This window comes from Bacteroides cellulosilyticus (assembly GCF_020091405.1).
GTDB lineage: Bacteria > Bacteroidota > Bacteroidia > Bacteroidales > Bacteroidaceae > Bacteroides.
Genome location: NZ_CP081903.1, coordinates 2,733,578 through 2,751,308 on the forward strand (window position 1 = coordinate 2,733,578; position 17,731 = coordinate 2,751,308).

Annotated in this window: 10 protein-coding genes; 8 read left to right on the top strand and 2 right to left on the bottom strand. The window is 43.6% G+C overall.

What is annotated here, in order from left to right:
- Positions 1 to 54: 54 nt before the first annotated feature.
- The 7 genes from K6V21_RS09715 (at position 55) to K6V21_RS09745 (ending at position 14,935) form a co-directional block, all read left to right on the top strand.
- The gene (locus K6V21_RS09715; RefSeq protein WP_224321631.1) at positions 55 to 2,955 is read left to right on the top strand and encodes a glycoside hydrolase family 2 protein; all 2,901 of its coding nucleotides are present in this window, start codon (positions 55 to 57) and stop codon (positions 2,953 to 2,955) included.
- Positions 2,956 to 3,111: 156 nt separating this feature from the next.
- Positions 3,112 to 4,404, top strand: a complete 1,293-nt coding sequence (locus tag K6V21_RS09720) for a glycoside hydrolase family 71/99-like protein (protein ID WP_224321632.1) — start codon at positions 3,112 to 3,114, stop codon at positions 4,402 to 4,404.
- Positions 4,405 to 4,407: 3 nt separating this feature from the next.
- Positions 4,408 to 5,805 (top strand): sialate O-acetylesterase, encoded by a 1,398-nt coding sequence (locus K6V21_RS09725; RefSeq protein ID WP_224321633.1) that lies wholly within the window; start codon positions 4,408 to 4,410, stop codon positions 5,803 to 5,805.
- A 12-nt stretch (positions 5,806 to 5,817) separates the two neighbouring features.
- Positions 5,818 to 9,474 carry a heparinase II/III family protein gene (locus K6V21_RS09730; RefSeq protein WP_224321634.1) on the top strand — a complete coding sequence of 1,219 codons (3,657 nt, stop codon included), beginning with the start codon at positions 5,818 to 5,820 and terminating at the stop codon, positions 9,472 to 9,474.
- A gap of 32 nt (positions 9,475 to 9,506) precedes the next feature.
- Positions 9,507 to 11,768, top strand: a complete 2,262-nt coding sequence (locus tag K6V21_RS09735; RefSeq protein ID WP_224321635.1) for a GH92 family glycosyl hydrolase — start codon at positions 9,507 to 9,509, stop codon at positions 11,766 to 11,768.
- Between the two features lie 9 nt (positions 11,769 to 11,777).
- A complete protein-coding gene (locus tag K6V21_RS09740) occupies positions 11,778 to 14,138 on the top strand; it encodes a glycoside hydrolase family 3 N-terminal domain-containing protein (protein WP_224321636.1) in 2,361 nt (786 codons plus the stop codon).
- A gap of 176 nt (positions 14,139 to 14,314) precedes the next feature.
- Positions 14,315 to 14,935 (top strand): CatB-related O-acetyltransferase, encoded by a 621-nt coding sequence (locus K6V21_RS09745; protein ID WP_224321637.1) that lies wholly within the window; start codon positions 14,315 to 14,317, stop codon positions 14,933 to 14,935.
- Here the strand turns inward: K6V21_RS09745 and K6V21_RS09750 are convergent.
- Together K6V21_RS09750 and K6V21_RS09755 are read right to left on the bottom strand one after the other, a co-directional pair.
- Entirely contained in the window at positions 14,894 to 15,517 is a 624-nt protein-coding gene (locus K6V21_RS09750; protein WP_224321638.1) for a DUF1062 domain-containing protein, read from the bottom strand. The genes K6V21_RS09745 and K6V21_RS09750 overlap by 42 nt on opposite strands.
- Positions 15,518 to 15,627: 110 nt before the next feature.
- Positions 15,628 to 16,467, bottom strand: coding sequence for an RteC domain-containing protein (locus tag K6V21_RS09755; protein WP_224321639.1), 840 nt, complete (start codon positions 16,465 to 16,467; stop codon positions 15,628 to 15,630).
- A gap of 412 nt (positions 16,468 to 16,879) precedes the next feature.
- On the opposite strand from K6V21_RS09755, the gene K6V21_RS09760 reads away from it, so the two are divergent.
- A complete protein-coding gene (locus tag K6V21_RS09760) occupies positions 16,880 to 17,719 on the top strand; it encodes an AraC family transcriptional regulator (RefSeq protein WP_224321640.1) in 840 nt (279 codons plus the stop codon).
- The last annotated feature ends 12 nt before the right edge of the window (positions 17,720 to 17,731 follow it).

Consider the following 17,731-nt stretch of genomic DNA (forward strand, 5'->3'; position numbering starts at 1 on the left):
TTTTAAGTACTTGAGGCTTATTTTGCCATCATTAATTTTAAAAACATAACAGTTATGAATAATAGTATTTTTTTTAAGTACTGTTTGTTGGGAATTGTTCTCTCTTTTTGGGGGATAACCGGTCTTAAATCTCAGACAGTAGTATTTCCACGTGATTTTTCACCGGCTGAGGGACTGGTCACTGCGCAAGAGAAACCTTTTCGTGATGAAGTCTGCCTGAACGGACTTTGGGAACTGCAATGTATTCCTGTTCCTTCTTCCTGGAAAAGCGGCTCGGGAATTGCCCCTGAACTGTCAGCACCACAACCGGGCAAATGGGAAAAGGTAAAGATAAAAATACCTTCTGCCATCAACGTGAACGATTGGGGGAGAGGCAGCAATGTAGGTGATGGCACACAAAATCCGTATGCTCCGGGTTCTGTTTATTTTCCAAGTTATCCGGACCATTGGAAGCATACCCGCATGGGATGGTTGCGGAAGAACTTCCGTATTCCGGAAGAATGGGCACAGAAACGTGTTTTACTTCATTTTGAAGCCGTTGCCGGAGATTGCATTGTTTTAGTTAATGGTAGGGAAGCGGGCCATAACTTTGATTCTCATCTTCCTTTCGACATGGATATTTCCGACTATATTAACCGTGATGCAGAGAATGAATTGTTGGTAGGTGTTCGCCACACCAAATTGTTTGATAAGTCGCATCCTGTATATAAGAAGATGGGGGCCACTTATCCTACGGGGTCCAATACGGATGATCTGATTGGTATCTGGCAAGATGTGTACCTGCTTGGAGTGCCGGAGGTGAGAATCACAGATGTGTTTGTGCAGCCTTGGGTCGACAAGAATGAGCTGGTGCTGGAAGTAGCAATGACTAACCTTACTTCAAAGAACAAAAAGATAACTTTAGGTGGAGTCGTGAAGGAATGGATCAACCATGCCGGTAAAGATGTATTGACTGCTCCTGAAATCAGTTGGAGTCTGGGAGAAACTGCCCTTACGATACCTGCCGAATCAATAACCCTTCGGGCAGGAGAGAGTCAAACGGTTACAATTCGCCATCAGGTGAATGATGCATTGAAATATTGGACTCCTGATACTCCCGATTTATACACCTTACTACTGAATGTAGAGGATAAGAAGCAGACCTATGATTGTAAAGCCACCCGTTTTGGCTGGCGGCAGTTCAAGATAGTCGGCGATGAATTTCAACTGAACGGTAAGAAGATACAATGCTTCGGAGATATTCAGCATCCGTTTAGCGCTTACATCTGCTCTCGGCGTTTTGCATATGCGTGGTATCAGATGATAAAAGATTTTGGTGGAAATGCAGTCCGCCCGCATGCACAACCCTGGCCGCGAGTGTACTATGACCTGGCTGATGAAATGGGATTGATGGTGCTGGATGAAACAGCTTTGTTCGGCAGCTCTATCCGGTTGAACTTTGAAGAAGATTTAACCTGGCAGCGTTCGCACGAACATCTGGAGAGATTGATTCTTCGTGATCGTAACCATCCTTCTGTGATAGGATGGAGTGCAGGAAATGAAACTTTTGCCATTGCTTTATTGAATAAACCGGAGAAAGAAGTGGCTGCTGTCTGGGATGACAAACTGGTAGATTTGACATTGAGTGCCAGGAAGTCTGACCCTACCCGTGACTTTATTACACTGGATGGCGACCGTGACATGGAGGGACGCCTGCCGGTATGGAGTAAGCATTTTGCGCATGGACTCAAGTTGGAAGACTTGCCACGCAACCTGGATAAACCTCTTGTTGTGGGTGAGTCGGGGGCTACTTATTACGGGCGCCCTATTCAATTATATCCTTTTGTAGGTGAAAAAGCTTTTCTGTCTTATGAAGGCCGTAGTGAAGCATTGGCAATAGATGTTTATCAGAATGCCAGACAAATGGCGCTCCCTTATCTGTCATATTATTCTCCATCGGAAGTTTGCTGGTTCGGATTGGAACATATGAATTTAGGTTATCATGATTTCAATCGCTTACCGAACCTTACCGATGGCATTTTTGCCGGGAAACCTTATGAAGAGGGAAAACCGGGCTATCAGTATGAACGCATACCACCTTACGTCACGACTTTCAATCCGGGTTTAGACCCTCAGCTTCCTTTATACAAGGCGTTGCCTATGTTCAATGCTTTGAAAGCGGCATTGAAAGGAGAAGCATGGGCACCTTATAAAGAAGTGAAGCATTCGGTAAAACCTGAACTGCCTCAACCGGTGTATAGAGTTGCCTATCTGGTGGGTACACCTCAACTTGAATTAGCCGACTTTATCACCAAAGCAGGAATCACCTTGACCGACAAGCCTCAAAAGGCCAATTTATGGATTATGGATGCCGAAACAGTCACTGCGGAAGACCTGCAAAAGGTTCAGGCTGTTTTGAAGAAGTGGCAGAAGAAAGGAGGAATGTTACTTGCCCTTAGCTCCGGCAATGGACTGAGTGGGGCTTTTTGCGACTGGTTGCCGGAAGATGTGAAACTGACCGACCGCCGGGCTTCTGCCTTAGAAGTAAATAAAAACACATCCTGGGGAAGTCATTTTGAGCTCCCGGACTTGTATTTCAGTGAGATGGATGGTGACCGCTATATCCTGAAACATGGTTTAACGGGAAATCTGATAGAAAAAGGAGAAGCTATATTCAGTGCTTCACGTACCGACTGGAACTTGTTCAATAATGTGGCCGAGCATTGGAAATGTGCACAGGTTGTTTTATACGAAACCTTGAATAAACCGGAAGGAGTAGCTCTGGTTACTTATCCTTTGGGAAATGTGAATCTGGCTCTTTCAGTGATCGACTATCATTTATGGACAAAAGAAACAAGTACCTTCTGGAAAAACTTGTTTAGGGTAATGGCCATTGATGTGGATAGAACCAATCTTCAAAATCAAAATGTGAAGAGAAAGGAGCATGATTTGCTGATGGATGGTCCTACAGATTGATAAAAAGGCGATTAATGTTTCATTTTAATTGAAAATTAATTCTCAGGTAAGCGCAATATAGCTGAAAGCTTAATCTGTAGATTTTACTTTTGCAGCAAAGATTATAAGGTGGAATAGGTAGCAAGTTTTTAATAACAGATATAAAGATAATACATTATGAGGAATAAGTTATTCGTTACATTGGGTATACTTGGTATGAGTATGTTGGCTTATGCCGGTCCCAAACACTCTCAGGAAACTTCTTATCCAAGTTACAAAGGATTGATTATGGCAGGATACCAAGGTTGGTTTCGCGGCCCGCAGGATGGAACCAATCAAGGCTATGGCCATTATGGGGCCGGAAAGCTATTTGATGAGAAACATTGCACTATTGATGCATGGCCCGATGTGAGTGAATATGAAAAGACCTATGAGACGTCTTTCCGGCATGCCGATGGAAAAAAGGCACGTGTATTCAGCTCAGCGGACAAGTCTACTGTCGACCTGCACTTCAAATGGATGAAGGAGTATGGCGTAGATGGGGTATTTGTGCAACGTTTCTTTAGCTATACCCGTGGAAACCAACAAAACTCGGTACCGAACCGTATTTTAGCGAATGCCTTGGAAGCTGCTTCAAAGTATGACCGCGCCATAGCTGTCATGTATGATTTATCCGGGTTGAAAAGCTCAGGTGAAGACTGCTCCTTGATTATGGAAGACTGGAAAAGACTGGTAGATAATCAGAAGGTAACGAATCAGGCGGGGAAAAAGACTTATCTGCATCATAATGGAAAGCCCGTGGTAGCTATATGGGGAGTCGGTTTTCCCGACCGTCCTTATAATATCAGGAACATCGGTTTAGACCGTTTGATTGACTTCTTGCAGAATGACCCTGTTTATGGTGGTTGCACGGTAATGTTGGGTGTTCCTACTTTTTGGCGTAATCTGGAGGCTGATTGTATCAATGATCCCTATCTGCATACAGTGATTAAGAAAGCGGATATAGTTCTGCCATGGACTGTTCAGCGTTTTTCTCCTTTGTTGCATAACGACATGGACCGCTTCCGTGACTTGGTGATTGAAGATATTCGCTGGTGTAAGGAGAATGGCGTAGATTATGTTCCTGCCGTAACTCCCGGATTCAGTTGGCACAATCTTAGCAAACTGGAATTTCCGGACGACGTGAAGCCTGTTGGCAGTATTCCCCGTCAGGGAGGACGTTTTTATTGGCAGCAGCTTTCTACTGCAATGTTGGCGGGCGCCGAGATGATTTATGTGGCCATGTTTGATGAAGTGGACGAGGGGACCGCCATCTTTAAATGTACGGGAGACCATCCGGTTAGTGATGTGGCAAAGTTTATTGATATGGACGGACAGCCTTCCGACCATTATCTGTGGTTGACAGGTGAGGCTGCCCGCATGCTCAGGAAAGAGACTCCATTGACGTTTAAGATGCCCGTAAGAGAATAACTTATGAAACGATCCTGCTTTATAATAGTCCTGTTTGTATCTTTCTTGCTTTGGGCGGGCGGGGTACAGGCACGAATAACATTACCGTCCTTTTTCTCGGATGGGATGGTATTACAGCAACAAAGTTCAGTTGCCATTTGGGGAAACAGTGACAGGGAACAGCAAAAGGTTACTGTAAAGACTTCGTGGAATAACAAAAAATATACAGTAACGACTAATGAATCGGGTAGCTGGAAAGTAAAAGTGGAAACACCGGTATATGGTGGTCCCTACCATATTGAGGTGAGTGACGGCGAGACGGTACGAATTAATGATGTATTGATTGGTGAGGTCTGGCTCTGTTCCGGTCAGTCTAATATGGATATGCGTGTAGGCGGTCGTTATAGCGATCCGGTGATGGGTTCGTTGGATGCGATTGTGACTTCAGGAAATTCCGGAATACGTATGTTTACAGTAGGAAGCAAAATGACCTCCGAACCGTTGACTGATTGTAAAGGTGAGTGGCAGGAAGCCTCATCGGAGACAGTTCCCGAGTTTTCGGCTGCGGGATACTTTTTTGCACGTAAACTAAATCAGGTATTGGGTATTCCCGTGGGCATTATCCATGCCAGTTATGGAGGTTCACGGGTGGAAGCCTGGATGAGTAAAGAAGGTGTAGCGCCTTACAAAGACTTGTCGGATGTGCATAATGCTTCTATTCTCTATAATGGGATGTTGAGTCCTGTGGTTGGATATGGCATTCGGGGATGTTTATGGTATCAGGGGGAAGCAAATGTGGATGCACCTGATTTATATACGCAGTTGTTTCCCTCATTGGTGAGCGACTGGCGCAAACAATGGGGAATAGGGGAATTCCCCTTCTACTATGCCCAGATTGCTCCGTTCAATTATAATAAAGGAGAGGGGAAAGGCAAGAATTCGGCTTACCTGCGTGAAGCGCAAGTGAAATGCCTTCATCTTATTCCTTCTTCGGGTATGATTGTGCTGACGGATGTTGGCGATGACCGCACTATACACCCTATGGAGAAAGAAACGGTGGGCAATCGGTTTGCTTATCTGGCCCTGGGGCGTACTTATGGTAAGAAGGGCTTTCCGGTAACGGGGCCGTTGTATAAATCTATGCAGACGGAGGGCAACAAGATTATCTTGTCGTTTGATGAAATGGGTAAAGGATTGACTACTTATCGGCAACCCTTGAATGGCTTTGAAGTAGCCGGTGAGGATAGAGTATTTCATCCGGCCCATGCACGTTTTGGTAAAGATGCGCAAACGGTTATTGTCTCAAGCCCGGAAGTGGAACATCCTGTCGCGGTGCGCTATGCCTTTAAGGATTATGTAAAGGGTTGCCTTTATAATATGTCTGGTCTTCCGGCATCTTCATTCAGAACAGATAACTGGTAATAAGGAAATATCATGAAAAACAAAAACGATTTATTTAAAATAGCTTGTGCCGTTCTGTTACTTTGGGTAGGAGTAGCCGGGAAAAGCTGGGCACAAGAGACAAAGAAGAGTTATTGGAATCTGCGTACCCAACTGATGCCTTTACGCTTGCCGCCTCCGCCACCCGGCTATAAACCGGAGTATCTGGACCTGAATGGAGACGGGAAACCGGATGCTATTAAGTCTGTCACCCACAACGATATACCCATCTTGTGGCTGGATGATGACGGCAATATGAAAGAAGGGGACCTGGAAGGTGATATGGTGAATGATTGCCTGTTGATTGACCGCAACAAGGATGGCATTTATGGAGGTCAGGGCGACTTGATTATCGACTGGGTGGATACGGATGGAGACGGGAAAGCGGATATGCAGATTGTTGTAGAGTATCCGAAAGAACGTACGGGAGAGGTATGGCCCAACGGGCATTATATGATTATGCTCGATCTGGATCATGACAATGTCTTCAATTATATCAACTGGAATAATTTTACCCTTCAGTGCTGGGATCGCAGTGGTTTGTCCGATTTCTATGAGGATTACAGTGGCCGGACAGCTTTTATGAAGATACACAATTCCACCTATGACATAAAGGACTTACGCCTGAATTGGGAGAATCCTTTCCTATTCTACGATCCGGATGGAGATGGCAGGACGGAAATGGCTATTCGTATGTTGGACTCTCCTAAAATCCACGATCCGAAAGCCCCTTCCAATAGCTACGTAAACCGCCAGGTAGAGGGTAGAGTTGACTGGGTTTCATTGGCAGTCGATCTGGATAATGATAACACTACCGGAAATGAATTCGACTTTGATTTCACGATTGGTTTCCAGGGAGAAGGATTCGATTATATGGATCAGGTTCACTCCATTAAAAACCTGCGTGGAATGCCGGAGGCTGATAAGTTCTTTATGGACCCCCGCTATCGCCAGTTGACGGAACTGATTTATCCCGACCATGACAGTGCGCAGGAACTTATCTTCCAGCGTGGCAAATGGAACCGTATAAACTTTGTATATGATGAAGATGACGATTGTAGCCGTTGGGAACGTGTAGAGTTCTATGATCCTAAGGATCCGTTTAAAGTAGGATGGAATAAAGGTGGCATCGACAACAACAAACAGAGTGATGCTGCCGGTGACCGTGGTGAGTGGGATATGGATAATTCGGGTAATGCTCAACTCTATATCAGTCGTTTTGACGGTCGCCTGCACTTGTATGGGGCGGAAACTGGAGTTTGGCGTATCGACCAGAATGCCGAATATTTTCAGGGATGGGATCGTATGTGGATGGACTTCCGCGACCCGAAGCGCTTTGCTACTGTACTTTATAGTGACCGTGACAACAATGGTTTCTTCGATCATATTGAATATGACCTCGATGGTGATACAAAGATGGAGACCGTGATTGACTTTAAAGAACTGGGTATTGATGACACCTGTGAGGTGATTGATATTTCAAAATTTACCTATAATGATTATGTAGCGTTAGGTAAACGGATGTCTGAAGGAATCTGGAAGAATGCCGGACAAGCCATTCAGGTGGCACGCCAATATGGAGTAGAGCCTCTTTGGTATGCCAAATGGATGCAAGCCTCCACTACTCGCGAGAAATATAACCGTGGTTACTGGTTGCAATTCTATTTATATAAGGATTTGGAAAATCTGTTTGTCCGGCAGGGAGATGCGGTGAAACTTCGTTTGTTGAATCAGGCTTATTATTCCGGTGATTGGTCAATTATAGCCAAGAAAGGCAACGAAGGTTTTTATTTCTTCTCTGATGAAGACGTTGCCGCTATTCGTTCATCGGCAAAAACACAGTGGGGAAAGAAAATCATAGCCGATTTGGAACAGAAGGTGAAAGAAAGACGTAAGCATCCGTTGGAAGTACCTAAAGAAGAAGGCGGACATTTTCATGATTACTTCTGTCCGGTACATAATCTGCAATTTACTTTCCGTTGGGATAAGCCTTTGGCACAATATTGCTCGGCTTGCGATAAAGAGTGGATTGGAAACAATCGTTATGACTGGGCGTGGATTTATGAAGTACACATGCTGAACAGGGATTATATGTATCAGTGTATGTACCTTTATCTGGCCACCGGAAAACGACAATATGCAGATTATATCCGTACCATGTTATTGGATTATGCAGGTGAGTATGCCGGTTGGTTCGAGCATAACTCCGGCAGGAAAGCTACGGATCAACATAGTGGAAAAGCATTTGCTCAGAGTCTGGATGAAGCCAACTGGGCTACTAAAGTGGCAATGGCCTATATGACTATTAAACCTGTTTTGTCGAAAGAGGAGGTCAAAGCGATAGAAGAAGGATATCTGCAACCTGCAGCTACTTTATTGTTGCATCGTCCGGCCGGAGCTAACTGGCAGATGTGGCATAATAGTGGATTGGCTGCCTTGGGCATTGCTTTGGAAAATGACTCTATTGTCGATGTAGCAATCAATAAGGATAAGTATGGCTACCATTATCTGATTGGAAAACATAAAAATAGTGATGGCTGGATAAATGAGGGGTCTCCCCATTATCATTATTATCCGTTGGAAGCCTTGCTATTCACGGCTAATGCAGTAAAATGCCGGGGGATAAAACTGTTTGATAAGGACTTGCACGACATGTTTGTGGAACCGGTGAAGGGCACTTATCCCGATTTGTCTTTTCCGGCACATAGCGACGGATGGTATGGAGCTAATCTGCTTTCTCAGTCGGCATTGTACGAGATTGCTGACGCCTGTTATAATGACCCACTGCTGAAACGGGTGTTGGAACTGACCTATGCACAGAAGAAGCGCCTTGATCCGGAGGCTCTGTTGAACAATCAGACTATAAATGCATCAGATGAAAAAATGATTCAGCAAAGTTACTCATTTGACGCATCAGGATTCTGCCTGTTGCGCAGTGATGCACGCACAGTGGTTCTGAAATTCGGTGGCGAGGGCATCGGGCATGGACATCCTGACAAACTTTCCATCACAATTCATGATGGCAAGAATGAACTGGTTTCCGACTTTGGAACTTCCGGTTATGGAGTTCCTGATTATCTGAAATGGTATAAACGCAGTCTGTCGCATAATACGGTGACGGTGGATGCAAAAGATCAGAAGAGAAGTGTGGGCAAGCTGTTGAAATTCACACCCCGTCCTGACGGCGGATATGCCGAAGCTGAAACGGTTACTGCTTATCCGGGAGTTGATATGAAGCGTAGCCTGGATTTGAAAGGAACTCAGTTGCAAGATGTATATACTTGTACTTCCGATTCTTCTCATCTGTATGAGTATGTGATTCTTTTCAATGAAAAACCTGTTTTAGAGGGTCAGCCGGTGGCAACAACACTCACGGGCAGTGAAGTGCATGAACGGATTCATAATACTTATTCTTATCCTTATCAACCGGGATTCGTTTGTCGGACTCCGTCGGCTACTGTCCGCCTGAATGTATCTGAGGGAGAAGTAATGGAAGTGGTGCTGGGGGAAGCCTCGGGAATACCCGCAAACCCGACCGTAAAAGACGGACCGGGAGCGGGAGATGTAGCGGTAAAGCCTTGCTATCCGTTGATTATCCGTACAAAAGGTAAGACGATGAAGGTAGAGGGTGACTGGAATCTTATACACTAATAGAATCGTATAAAATATAAACTTATAATTTTATGAAGAACAAACTCTGCATGCTGTTACTGGCTACGGGGATCGGATTGTTTTCTTGTGCAGAAAAGGAACTTCCGGAAGAATATACCGATAGCGTAAATGTATTTATAGGAACAGGAGGACATGGACATACTTTTCCCGGTGCTACTTTACCTCATGGAATGGTACAGTTAAGTCCGGATACCCGTCTCTTTGGCTGGGATGCCTGTTCGGGCTATTATTATGACGACACTTCTATCATGGGGTTCAGTCATACCCACCTTAGCGGAACCGGTATCGGCGATTATGGCGATATACTTTTTATGCCGGTAGTAGGAGAGAAACCATTGATTGCCGGAACAGCGGAAAATCCGGACGAAGGTTATCGTTCCCGTTTCTCGCATGAACAAGAGAGTGCCCGTCCGGGATATTATCAGGTTTTGTTGCAGGATGATTCCATCAATGTGGAACTAACGGCTACTTTGCGTGCCGGATTGCATCGGTATACTTATCCCAAGGCAAGTGATGCCCGCCTGATTGTGGATATGGAACCTACCATTCATGGTCATCAGCACCCTGTTACTCAAATTCGTGTGGTGAACGACTCTACTATAGCCGGAATGAAATATACGAAAGGCTGGGCTAAACACCATTATGTGTATTTCTATGCTGTATTTTCAAAGCCCTTTGACTATAAGTTGTATTCAGGAACCGAATACCAGCCGGATAGTACCTCTGTCACCGTCAATACAGCAAAAGCTGTGATGACTTTCAGGAATCTTGCTGCGGATGGACGTGTGTTGGCTAAAGTCGGCATTTCGAGTGTGGATGAAGAAGGTGCGAAGCGGAATATGGAAGCGGAAGTTCCGGATTGGAATTTTGAAAGAATAGCGCATCAGGCGAATACTGCCTGGAATGAAGCCTTAGGCAAGATTGATATTGAAACTTCGGACAATGACAATCGTACTGTTTTCTATACTTCTTTGTATCATGCATTCATACAGCCGAGTCTGGCATCGGATGTAGACGGTCGTTATCGTACCATGGGGCATGAGATAAAGCAAGATACTTCTTATACCAATTATACGGTGTTCTCACTATGGGATACTTTCCGTGCGGCTCATCCGCTTTACACCATTGTAACGCCGGAACAGAATCAGGCATTTATCCGTTCGTTGCTTCGCAAATATGATGAGTCAGGTATTCTGCCTAAGTGGGAATTGGCTTCCAATGAGACCGGAACGATGATTGGTTATCATGCTGTTTCTGTTATTGCAGACGCCATGATGAAGAAGCAATGCGATTTTGATGTGAAGAAAGCATTGGAAGCCTGTATACGGTCTTCGGTATATGACACTACCGGCATTACGCCTATGATGGATCGTCAGATACTGAACGGAAAGGTTATGCCGATTTCAATTAAGTATAAAAACGAATTGGGATATATTCCTTGTGATAAAGTGGGCGGTTCCGTTTCACAAGGTCTGGAGTTTGCCTATAATGACTGGCTGATTGCACAAATGATGAAGGAATATAACCGTAAAGACATGTATGATAAATACATGAATTTATCTAAAGCCTACCGTGCTTATTTTGATCCGGAAACGAAGCTGATGCGTGGCAAGTTGAGTGATGGGAGCTGGATTACTCCTTTTGATCCTTCTTCTGTGCAACGTCCCAGTAATTATGTAGAGGGAAATGCCTGGCAATGGGCATGGTTTGTACCACAGGACGTAGATGGATTAATGGAGTTGGTGGGCGGCAAAGAGGCATTTGAAGCACATCTGGATACGCTGTTTACCACAAGTTCCGAACTGACCGGTGATCCGAATGCGGCTGCCGATGTGACCGGGATGATCGGGCAATATGCACATGGCAACGAACCGAGCCATCATATACCTTATCTTTATAATTATGCCGGTGCACCCCGCAAGACGCAAGCTTTGGTAGATCATATTCTTCGTACACTGTATCACAATGATCCTAACGGACTTTCGGGTAATGAAGATGTGGGTCAGATGTCTGCCTGGTATGCGCTGAGTGCTATGGGATTCTATTCGTTCTGTCCGGGCCGTCCGGTTTATGAAATTGGCCGTCCGATGTTCGATAAGGTAACCATTCATCTGGAGGGTGGAAAAGATTTTGTGATTCGAACTAAGAATAATAGCGTAGAAAATAAGTATATTCGCTCCATGAAATTGAATGGCGAAGAATTGACTGAGCCAAGGTTCTCTCACTTTGATCTGATGCGGGGTGGTGAGCTTGTTTTTGAAATGGAAAAATAAATAAGTACTATGAAAAGAGGAATCACTTTATGTATTGCTGTATCGCTTTGTGCGGGTGTGTATGCGGGTAATAATCCCGATATATATAAGAAAGGCTGGATTGATTTTAACAAGAACGGGGTAAAGGATATCTACGAAGATCCTTCGGCACCGATAGAGGCAAGAGTAAAAGACCTGCTGTCGCAGATGACACTGGAAGAGAAAACTTGCCAGATGGCTACCTTGTACGGGGCCGGCCGTGTACTGAAAGATTCTCTCCCCACTGAGAAGTGGAAAGATGAAATCTGGAAGGACGGTATAGCCAATATAGATGAACAGGCCAATGGCTTGGGACGTTTCGGTTCTTCTTTATCATACCCTTATGTGAATAGTGTAGAAAATCGGCAGACCATTCAGCGATGGTTTGTGGAGCAGACCCGGCTGGGAATACCTGTCGATTTCACCAACGAAGGTATTCGCGGACTTTGCCATGACCGGGCCACCATGTTCCCTGCCCAATGCGGACAGGGGGCTACCTGGAATAAGGAACTGATCAGTGAAATAGCTCAGGTCACCGCTGAAGAAGCAAAAGCATTAGGTTATACTAATATTTATTCTCCTATTCTGGATATTGCACAAGATCCGCGTTGGGGACGTGTAGTAGAATGCTATGGAGAAGATCCTTTTCTGGTGGGAGAGCTTGGAAAACGGATGATTAAAGGACTTCAGCAAGAAGGACTGGTTGCCACTCCCAAACACTTTGCAGTATATAGTATCCCTGTCGGTGGGCGTGATGCCGGTACCCGTACCGATCCACATGTAGCACCGCGCGAGATGCGGACTCTTTATATCGAACCTTTCCGCAAGGCTTTCTGCGAAGCCGGAGCATTGGGAGTCATGAGTTCGTATAATGACTATGATGGTGAACCGATTACCGGAAGCTATCATTTCCTTACTGAAATACTTCGCCATGAATGGGGCTTCAAAGGTTATGTAGTGTCTGATAGTGAAGCGGTGGAGTTTCTCTATTCCAAGCATAACGTAGCTGCCGATGCTGTAGATGGAGCTGCCCAGGTAGTAAATGCAGGATTGAATGTGCGTACTAATTTTACTCTGCCCGAGAACTTCATTCGTCCGCTTCGGCAGGCTATTAGTGAAGGAAAGGTTTCCATGCAGACGATTGATAGCCGTGTAGCTGATGTGTTGCGGGTGAAGTTTGGGATGGGATTGTTTGATAATCCTTATAAAGGAGATGCAAAACATCCTGAAAAGGTGGTGCATAGCAAGGAACATCAGGCGGTATCCATGAGAGCGGCTTTAGAATCCATCGTTTTATTGAAGAATGAAAATAATATCCTGCCACTCTCCAAAGATTTGAAGAAAGTAGCAGTGATTGGTCCCAATGCGGATGAAGTGCAAAACCTGATTTGCCGTTATGGTCCGGCTAATGCTCCGATAAAGACGGTATATCAGGGGATAAAAGAGTATTTGCCTGATGCAGAGGTGCGTTACGCAAAAGGAACAGATATTATTGATAAATATTTTCCGGAGAGTGAGCTTTACGAAGTGCCATTGGATCAGGAGGAACAGGCTATGATGGATGAGGCTGTAGCCTTGGCAAAGGAATCGGACGTAGCTATCATGGTACTGGGAGGAAATGAGAAGACGGTGCGTGAGGAATATTCCCGTACCAATCTGGATCTGTGCGGACGGCAGGAAAAACTGTTACAAGCTGTATACGCAACGGGCAAACCTGTAATCCTGTTACTGGTAGACGGACGTGCCGCCACCATCAATTGGGCTGAACGTTATATTCCGGGTATCGTACATGCCTGGTTCCCGGGAGAATTTATGGGAGATGCCGTGGCACAGGTACTTTTCGGTGATTACAATCCGGGTGGTAAACTGGCGGTAACCTTCCCTCGTTCGGTAGGGCAGATACCTTTCGCTTTTCCTTTTAAACCGGGTTCCGATTCAAAAGGTTTTGTACGTGTTACCGGTACGCTTTATCCTTTCGGATATGGTTTGAGCTATACTACTTTTGCTTATAGTGATTTAAAGATAGAGAATCCGGTCATTGGTGTACAAGGTAGTGTGAAGCTGAATTGTAAAGTGAAGAATACAGGAAAAGTTGCGGGAGATGAAGTCGTTCAGCTTTATCTGCATGACGAGATGAGTTCTGTGACTACATATGTAAAAGTATTGCGTGGCTTCGAACGTATCCATCTGGAACCGGGCGAAGAAAAAGTGATTGATTTCGTACTCACCCCGCAAGAGATAGGATTATGGAATAAGGATAATCACTTCGTAGTAGAACCGGGTACGTTTGCTGTAATGGTAGGAAGTTCTTCACAAGATATTAGGTTGCAAGGGAAGTTTGAAGTGAAATAATTGCTACCTTTGCTATGCGATATGAACCATAGTCTTTAATCACAATGAAATGGCAACTCTGTAAATAGCTTCGTTTTGTATGATAGGGCAATAGCTAAGTCTGTTGCCCAACTTAATCGTGACAGTTTCCGTCATAAGATATTAAAATACTAAACATACAAAAAGAAGTAATTACAATGAATACGAAAACATATCCGCGTACCAACGATTATCAGACTATCTATCTGAATACCATAATCAAGGATTCGAATATCATAGTTGGTGATTACACCATTTACAATGACTTTGTAAATGATCCGACTCAATTTGAGAAGAATAATGTTCTCTATCATTATCCTATCAATCAAGACCGCCTAATTATCGGAAAATTCTGTTCTATTGCCTGTGGGGCAAAGTTTCTTTTTAACAGTGCCAACCATACATTGAAATCCTTGTCCAACTACACATTCCCCTTATTCTTTGAAGAATGGGGATTGGATAAGAAGAATGTAGCCTCAGCATGGGATAATAAAGGTGATATCATTATAGACAATGATGTCTGGATAGGTTATGAAGCCGTAATTATGGCAGGCGTGCATATAGGAGATGGAGCTGTTATCGCAGCCCGGGCAGTGGTAACTAAAGATGTTCCTCCCTACACCATAGTAGGAGGAACACCTGCCAGAAAAATACGGATGCGATTTGAGGAAGAGACAATCGCCAGGTTACAACAGATACAATGGTGGAACTGGCCTGTTGAGAAGATACGTCAGTCCTTACCCTATATCATGGACGGAACGGTTGACAGACTTATCTAATTTCTCTTTTTGTATCAGAATCATATCTCCATCTTTCACTTTATGCTTCTGAGGCGGTTTGTTGCCTGAAATGGTAATTATACCATCATCGAACATACGTTTCACCTGATTGGCAGAGAGTGAGAAATATCTTCTGATTAATGATGATAATTTGAGATCAAACTCAAACTCGCACTTGATGTAGATTTTGATAACCTCATTGGATAGATTCAGTAAATCTTCCAATGAGGTATCAGGAACGACTTCATATTCTACGCTACCATAATCCAGCCTCAGGTTATTCTTTCTTTCCATTTCAGTAGAAAAAGCATACTTCCAGGCCGCATCTTTATCATTCATTGAAAAACTCTGGAATAATGTCTTGTCAATCAAATCCGGTTTACTGCGTGATAACAAAGTGAGGTTACAAGTGTTGTCGCACTTCACGCATCTGTAAATCAACCATACATCTATGTTCTTCTTTTGAGCATTCATCCTGAACTTGTCGCTACAATAAAATCGGTTACTATCGCAGTGGCTGCACTTCTTAATTAATAAAGGGGTATTCTTCACCTTTACTTCCCATGTAATTGTTGTCTCCATAAATAAGCTATTATCTTTCTTTGCGGGTTAAGTAATTTTCCGGCAAAGTTGGATATTAGCCATTTGCATAATTCACAAGATGTCACAAGACGCTATGAAATATTCTTTGTTTACCTGTCAAGTTCGTCCATCATTTGGGTTATTTTCTCTTTCAGTTTATCCAGAAATTGTGTCCTGCTTTTCTTCCTGTTCCTGATTTCAAGAAATATCCGGTAGAAATCACCAATCTCAATATCAAAGAGAGTTTCGCAACAGAAAGCGATGTCTTTCAGGTTCGTGTTGCCATTATTAAAGCATTTTCCGGCATATAGTGCATAAATGAATTCTACCAATGAAACCTTACTTTCCGTCCATTGCAATAGTTTGTTTTCTATGATGGAGGTGAACTTAAGGTGTAGTTTCTCCGATAACGCATCAATCTCCGTGGAGAGATAGTGAGTGAGTTGCTTATTTGCTAAAATCTCTGCTACGCTGGAATCATGCAAGGTGGAAAAAGAAGTATCTCTGTCCAACGAGTGACAGTGAACATCTGAAAGGATATCATAATGCTTTCTCATGAAATACAGATGATCTGAGTCGGTTTTACCGGATTGATAATAGTTATAGAAATTCTTGTCTGAAGAGACGTTCTTCAGACTTTCGTATTCTTCCTTCAGATATTTATATTGAGCTGACGGTGATTTCCCAATCCGGTTCTTTTCAATCTGATACAGACGGATATAAAATATCAGTAGACCGGATATTTGTGGTTTCCGGACTTTAAAGAAAAGAATCTCCTCCTCGGGATTAATAAACTGATAATCCGCAACGGCTGCTTTTAGCCGGGCGAGTGAAGTCTGTATGAAGCCGACTATTTGCTTTATCTTATCAAGAATATCAATATCTTGTTGCTCAATTCTTTTGATTTCTACTTCTATATCTTGCTTAATGTTCTTTACGAAATTCTCCATTCGCATTCAGCGCATCCATAACTTTCAAGCGGTTGCTGCGAAACCTGCTAAAAGTCTGAATAGCAAATTACAATTGCCTTGCAGAGGCAATGTAGTTAATACTAAAAATGATAAAATGAAAAACCTGTCCGAATAAGAATTATTCAAACGAAAGAAATTAGCCTGTGGTTTGTGAGGCTAATATTAAGCAATAACAAATTTAAGAATTGTACCCAAAATATTTGCTTTTAGAATTCGGGGCAAATATAGTCCTTTTTTTGTAAATCCCCTAAATCTACAGTCAAAATGTAGATTCAGAAGATATTTTTTGCTGGCACCGAAATTTGCTATTCGCGTTCTATATTTTGCATCCTGAAATTTGGTTGAGGATAAATTAGTATCTTTGTTATTCATTTTAACCACGACATTTCAGATGGATGGCAATTCTTATATATATACCGATCTCTCTGCTCTTCCTGCAGATGAACATGAAGCGTATTTGGCAGAAGGATTTGGTGGGGTTTGCACAGGTGGAACGGCTGTAATAGAGGTTTTTTCAACCAGCTGCCGAATATCCAAAAACGACCTGGTGACAGTTTTGCCGCTACAGTCAGTGTCAATCCGTGAGGTAAGTCCCGATTTCTCCATGACTTTTTTCAAAATAGATAAAACGATGTTCTTGGATACCATGAGTAGCTTGGGGAAGATCACTCCTGATTTTTTCTTTTATATGCGGAAGAATTTCCAGTTTCGGTTGACTCGGGCTGAAGTTCAGAGATTTCTTAGTTTTTGCCGTGTAATTGATTTTCGGAACAGTTCTGGCGATCCCGCTTTCCGGCGGGAAACCATATTACACTTGTTGCGTATCTTTTATTGGGATTTCTATGTTCATTTCCACAAGACCGTAAGCCGGGAGGGAGCACCTGTTCCCTTGAATTCTAATAAGGAGAACATTGCTTTCCGGTTTGCAATGCTGGTCTATGAGCACTATAAGCAACATAAAGAAATGGCATTTTATGCGGATAAGCTGTGCATAACTCCTCAATATCTGACCCGAGTTGTTCAGGAGGTAAATGGCCAGTCAGCCCGCGAGTTACTTGCAGGTCATGTTGTACTTGAGGTGAAGGCATTGCTTCGGGACGCTAATCTTGAGATAAAAGATATTGTGCGGCAGACGGGCTTTTCAAACCAATCGTCGCTAAGTCGCTTTTTTCGCCGGCATACGGGTATGTCTCCGACAGAATACCGGCGTACAATTCATATTATTCGATAACTACAAAACCTG

What these genes read in the sequence shown, in the direction of transcription:
- K6V21_RS09715 (WP_224321631.1), top strand. Translation starts at nt 55, where the DNA reads ATGAATAATAGTATTTTTTTTAAGTACTGTTTGTTGGGAATTGTTCTC.
- K6V21_RS09730 (WP_224321634.1), top strand. Translation starts at nt 5,818, where the DNA reads ATGAAAAACAAAAACGATTTATTTAAAATAGCTTGTGCCGTTCTGTTA.
- K6V21_RS09745 (WP_224321637.1), top strand. Translation starts at nt 14,315, where the DNA reads ATGAATACGAAAACATATCCGCGTACCAACGATTATCAGACTATCTAT.
- K6V21_RS09735 (WP_224321635.1), top strand. Translation starts at nt 9,507, where the DNA reads ATGAAGAACAAACTCTGCATGCTGTTACTGGCTACGGGGATCGGATTG.
- K6V21_RS09740 (WP_224321636.1), top strand. Translation starts at nt 11,778, where the DNA reads ATGAAAAGAGGAATCACTTTATGTATTGCTGTATCGCTTTGTGCGGGT.
- K6V21_RS09720 (WP_224321632.1), top strand. Translation starts at nt 3,112, where the DNA reads ATGAGGAATAAGTTATTCGTTACATTGGGTATACTTGGTATGAGTATG.
- K6V21_RS09750 (WP_224321638.1), bottom strand. Translation starts at nt 15,517, where the DNA reads ATGGAGACAACAATTACATGGGAAGTAAAGGTGAAGAATACCCCTTTA.
- K6V21_RS09760 (WP_224321640.1), top strand. Translation starts at nt 16,880, where the DNA reads ATGGATGGCAATTCTTATATATATACCGATCTCTCTGCTCTTCCTGCA.
- K6V21_RS09755 (WP_224321639.1), bottom strand. Translation starts at nt 16,467, where the DNA reads ATGGAGAATTTCGTAAAGAACATTAAGCAAGATATAGAAGTAGAAATC.
- K6V21_RS09725 (WP_224321633.1), top strand. Translation starts at nt 4,408, where the DNA reads ATGAAACGATCCTGCTTTATAATAGTCCTGTTTGTATCTTTCTTGCTT.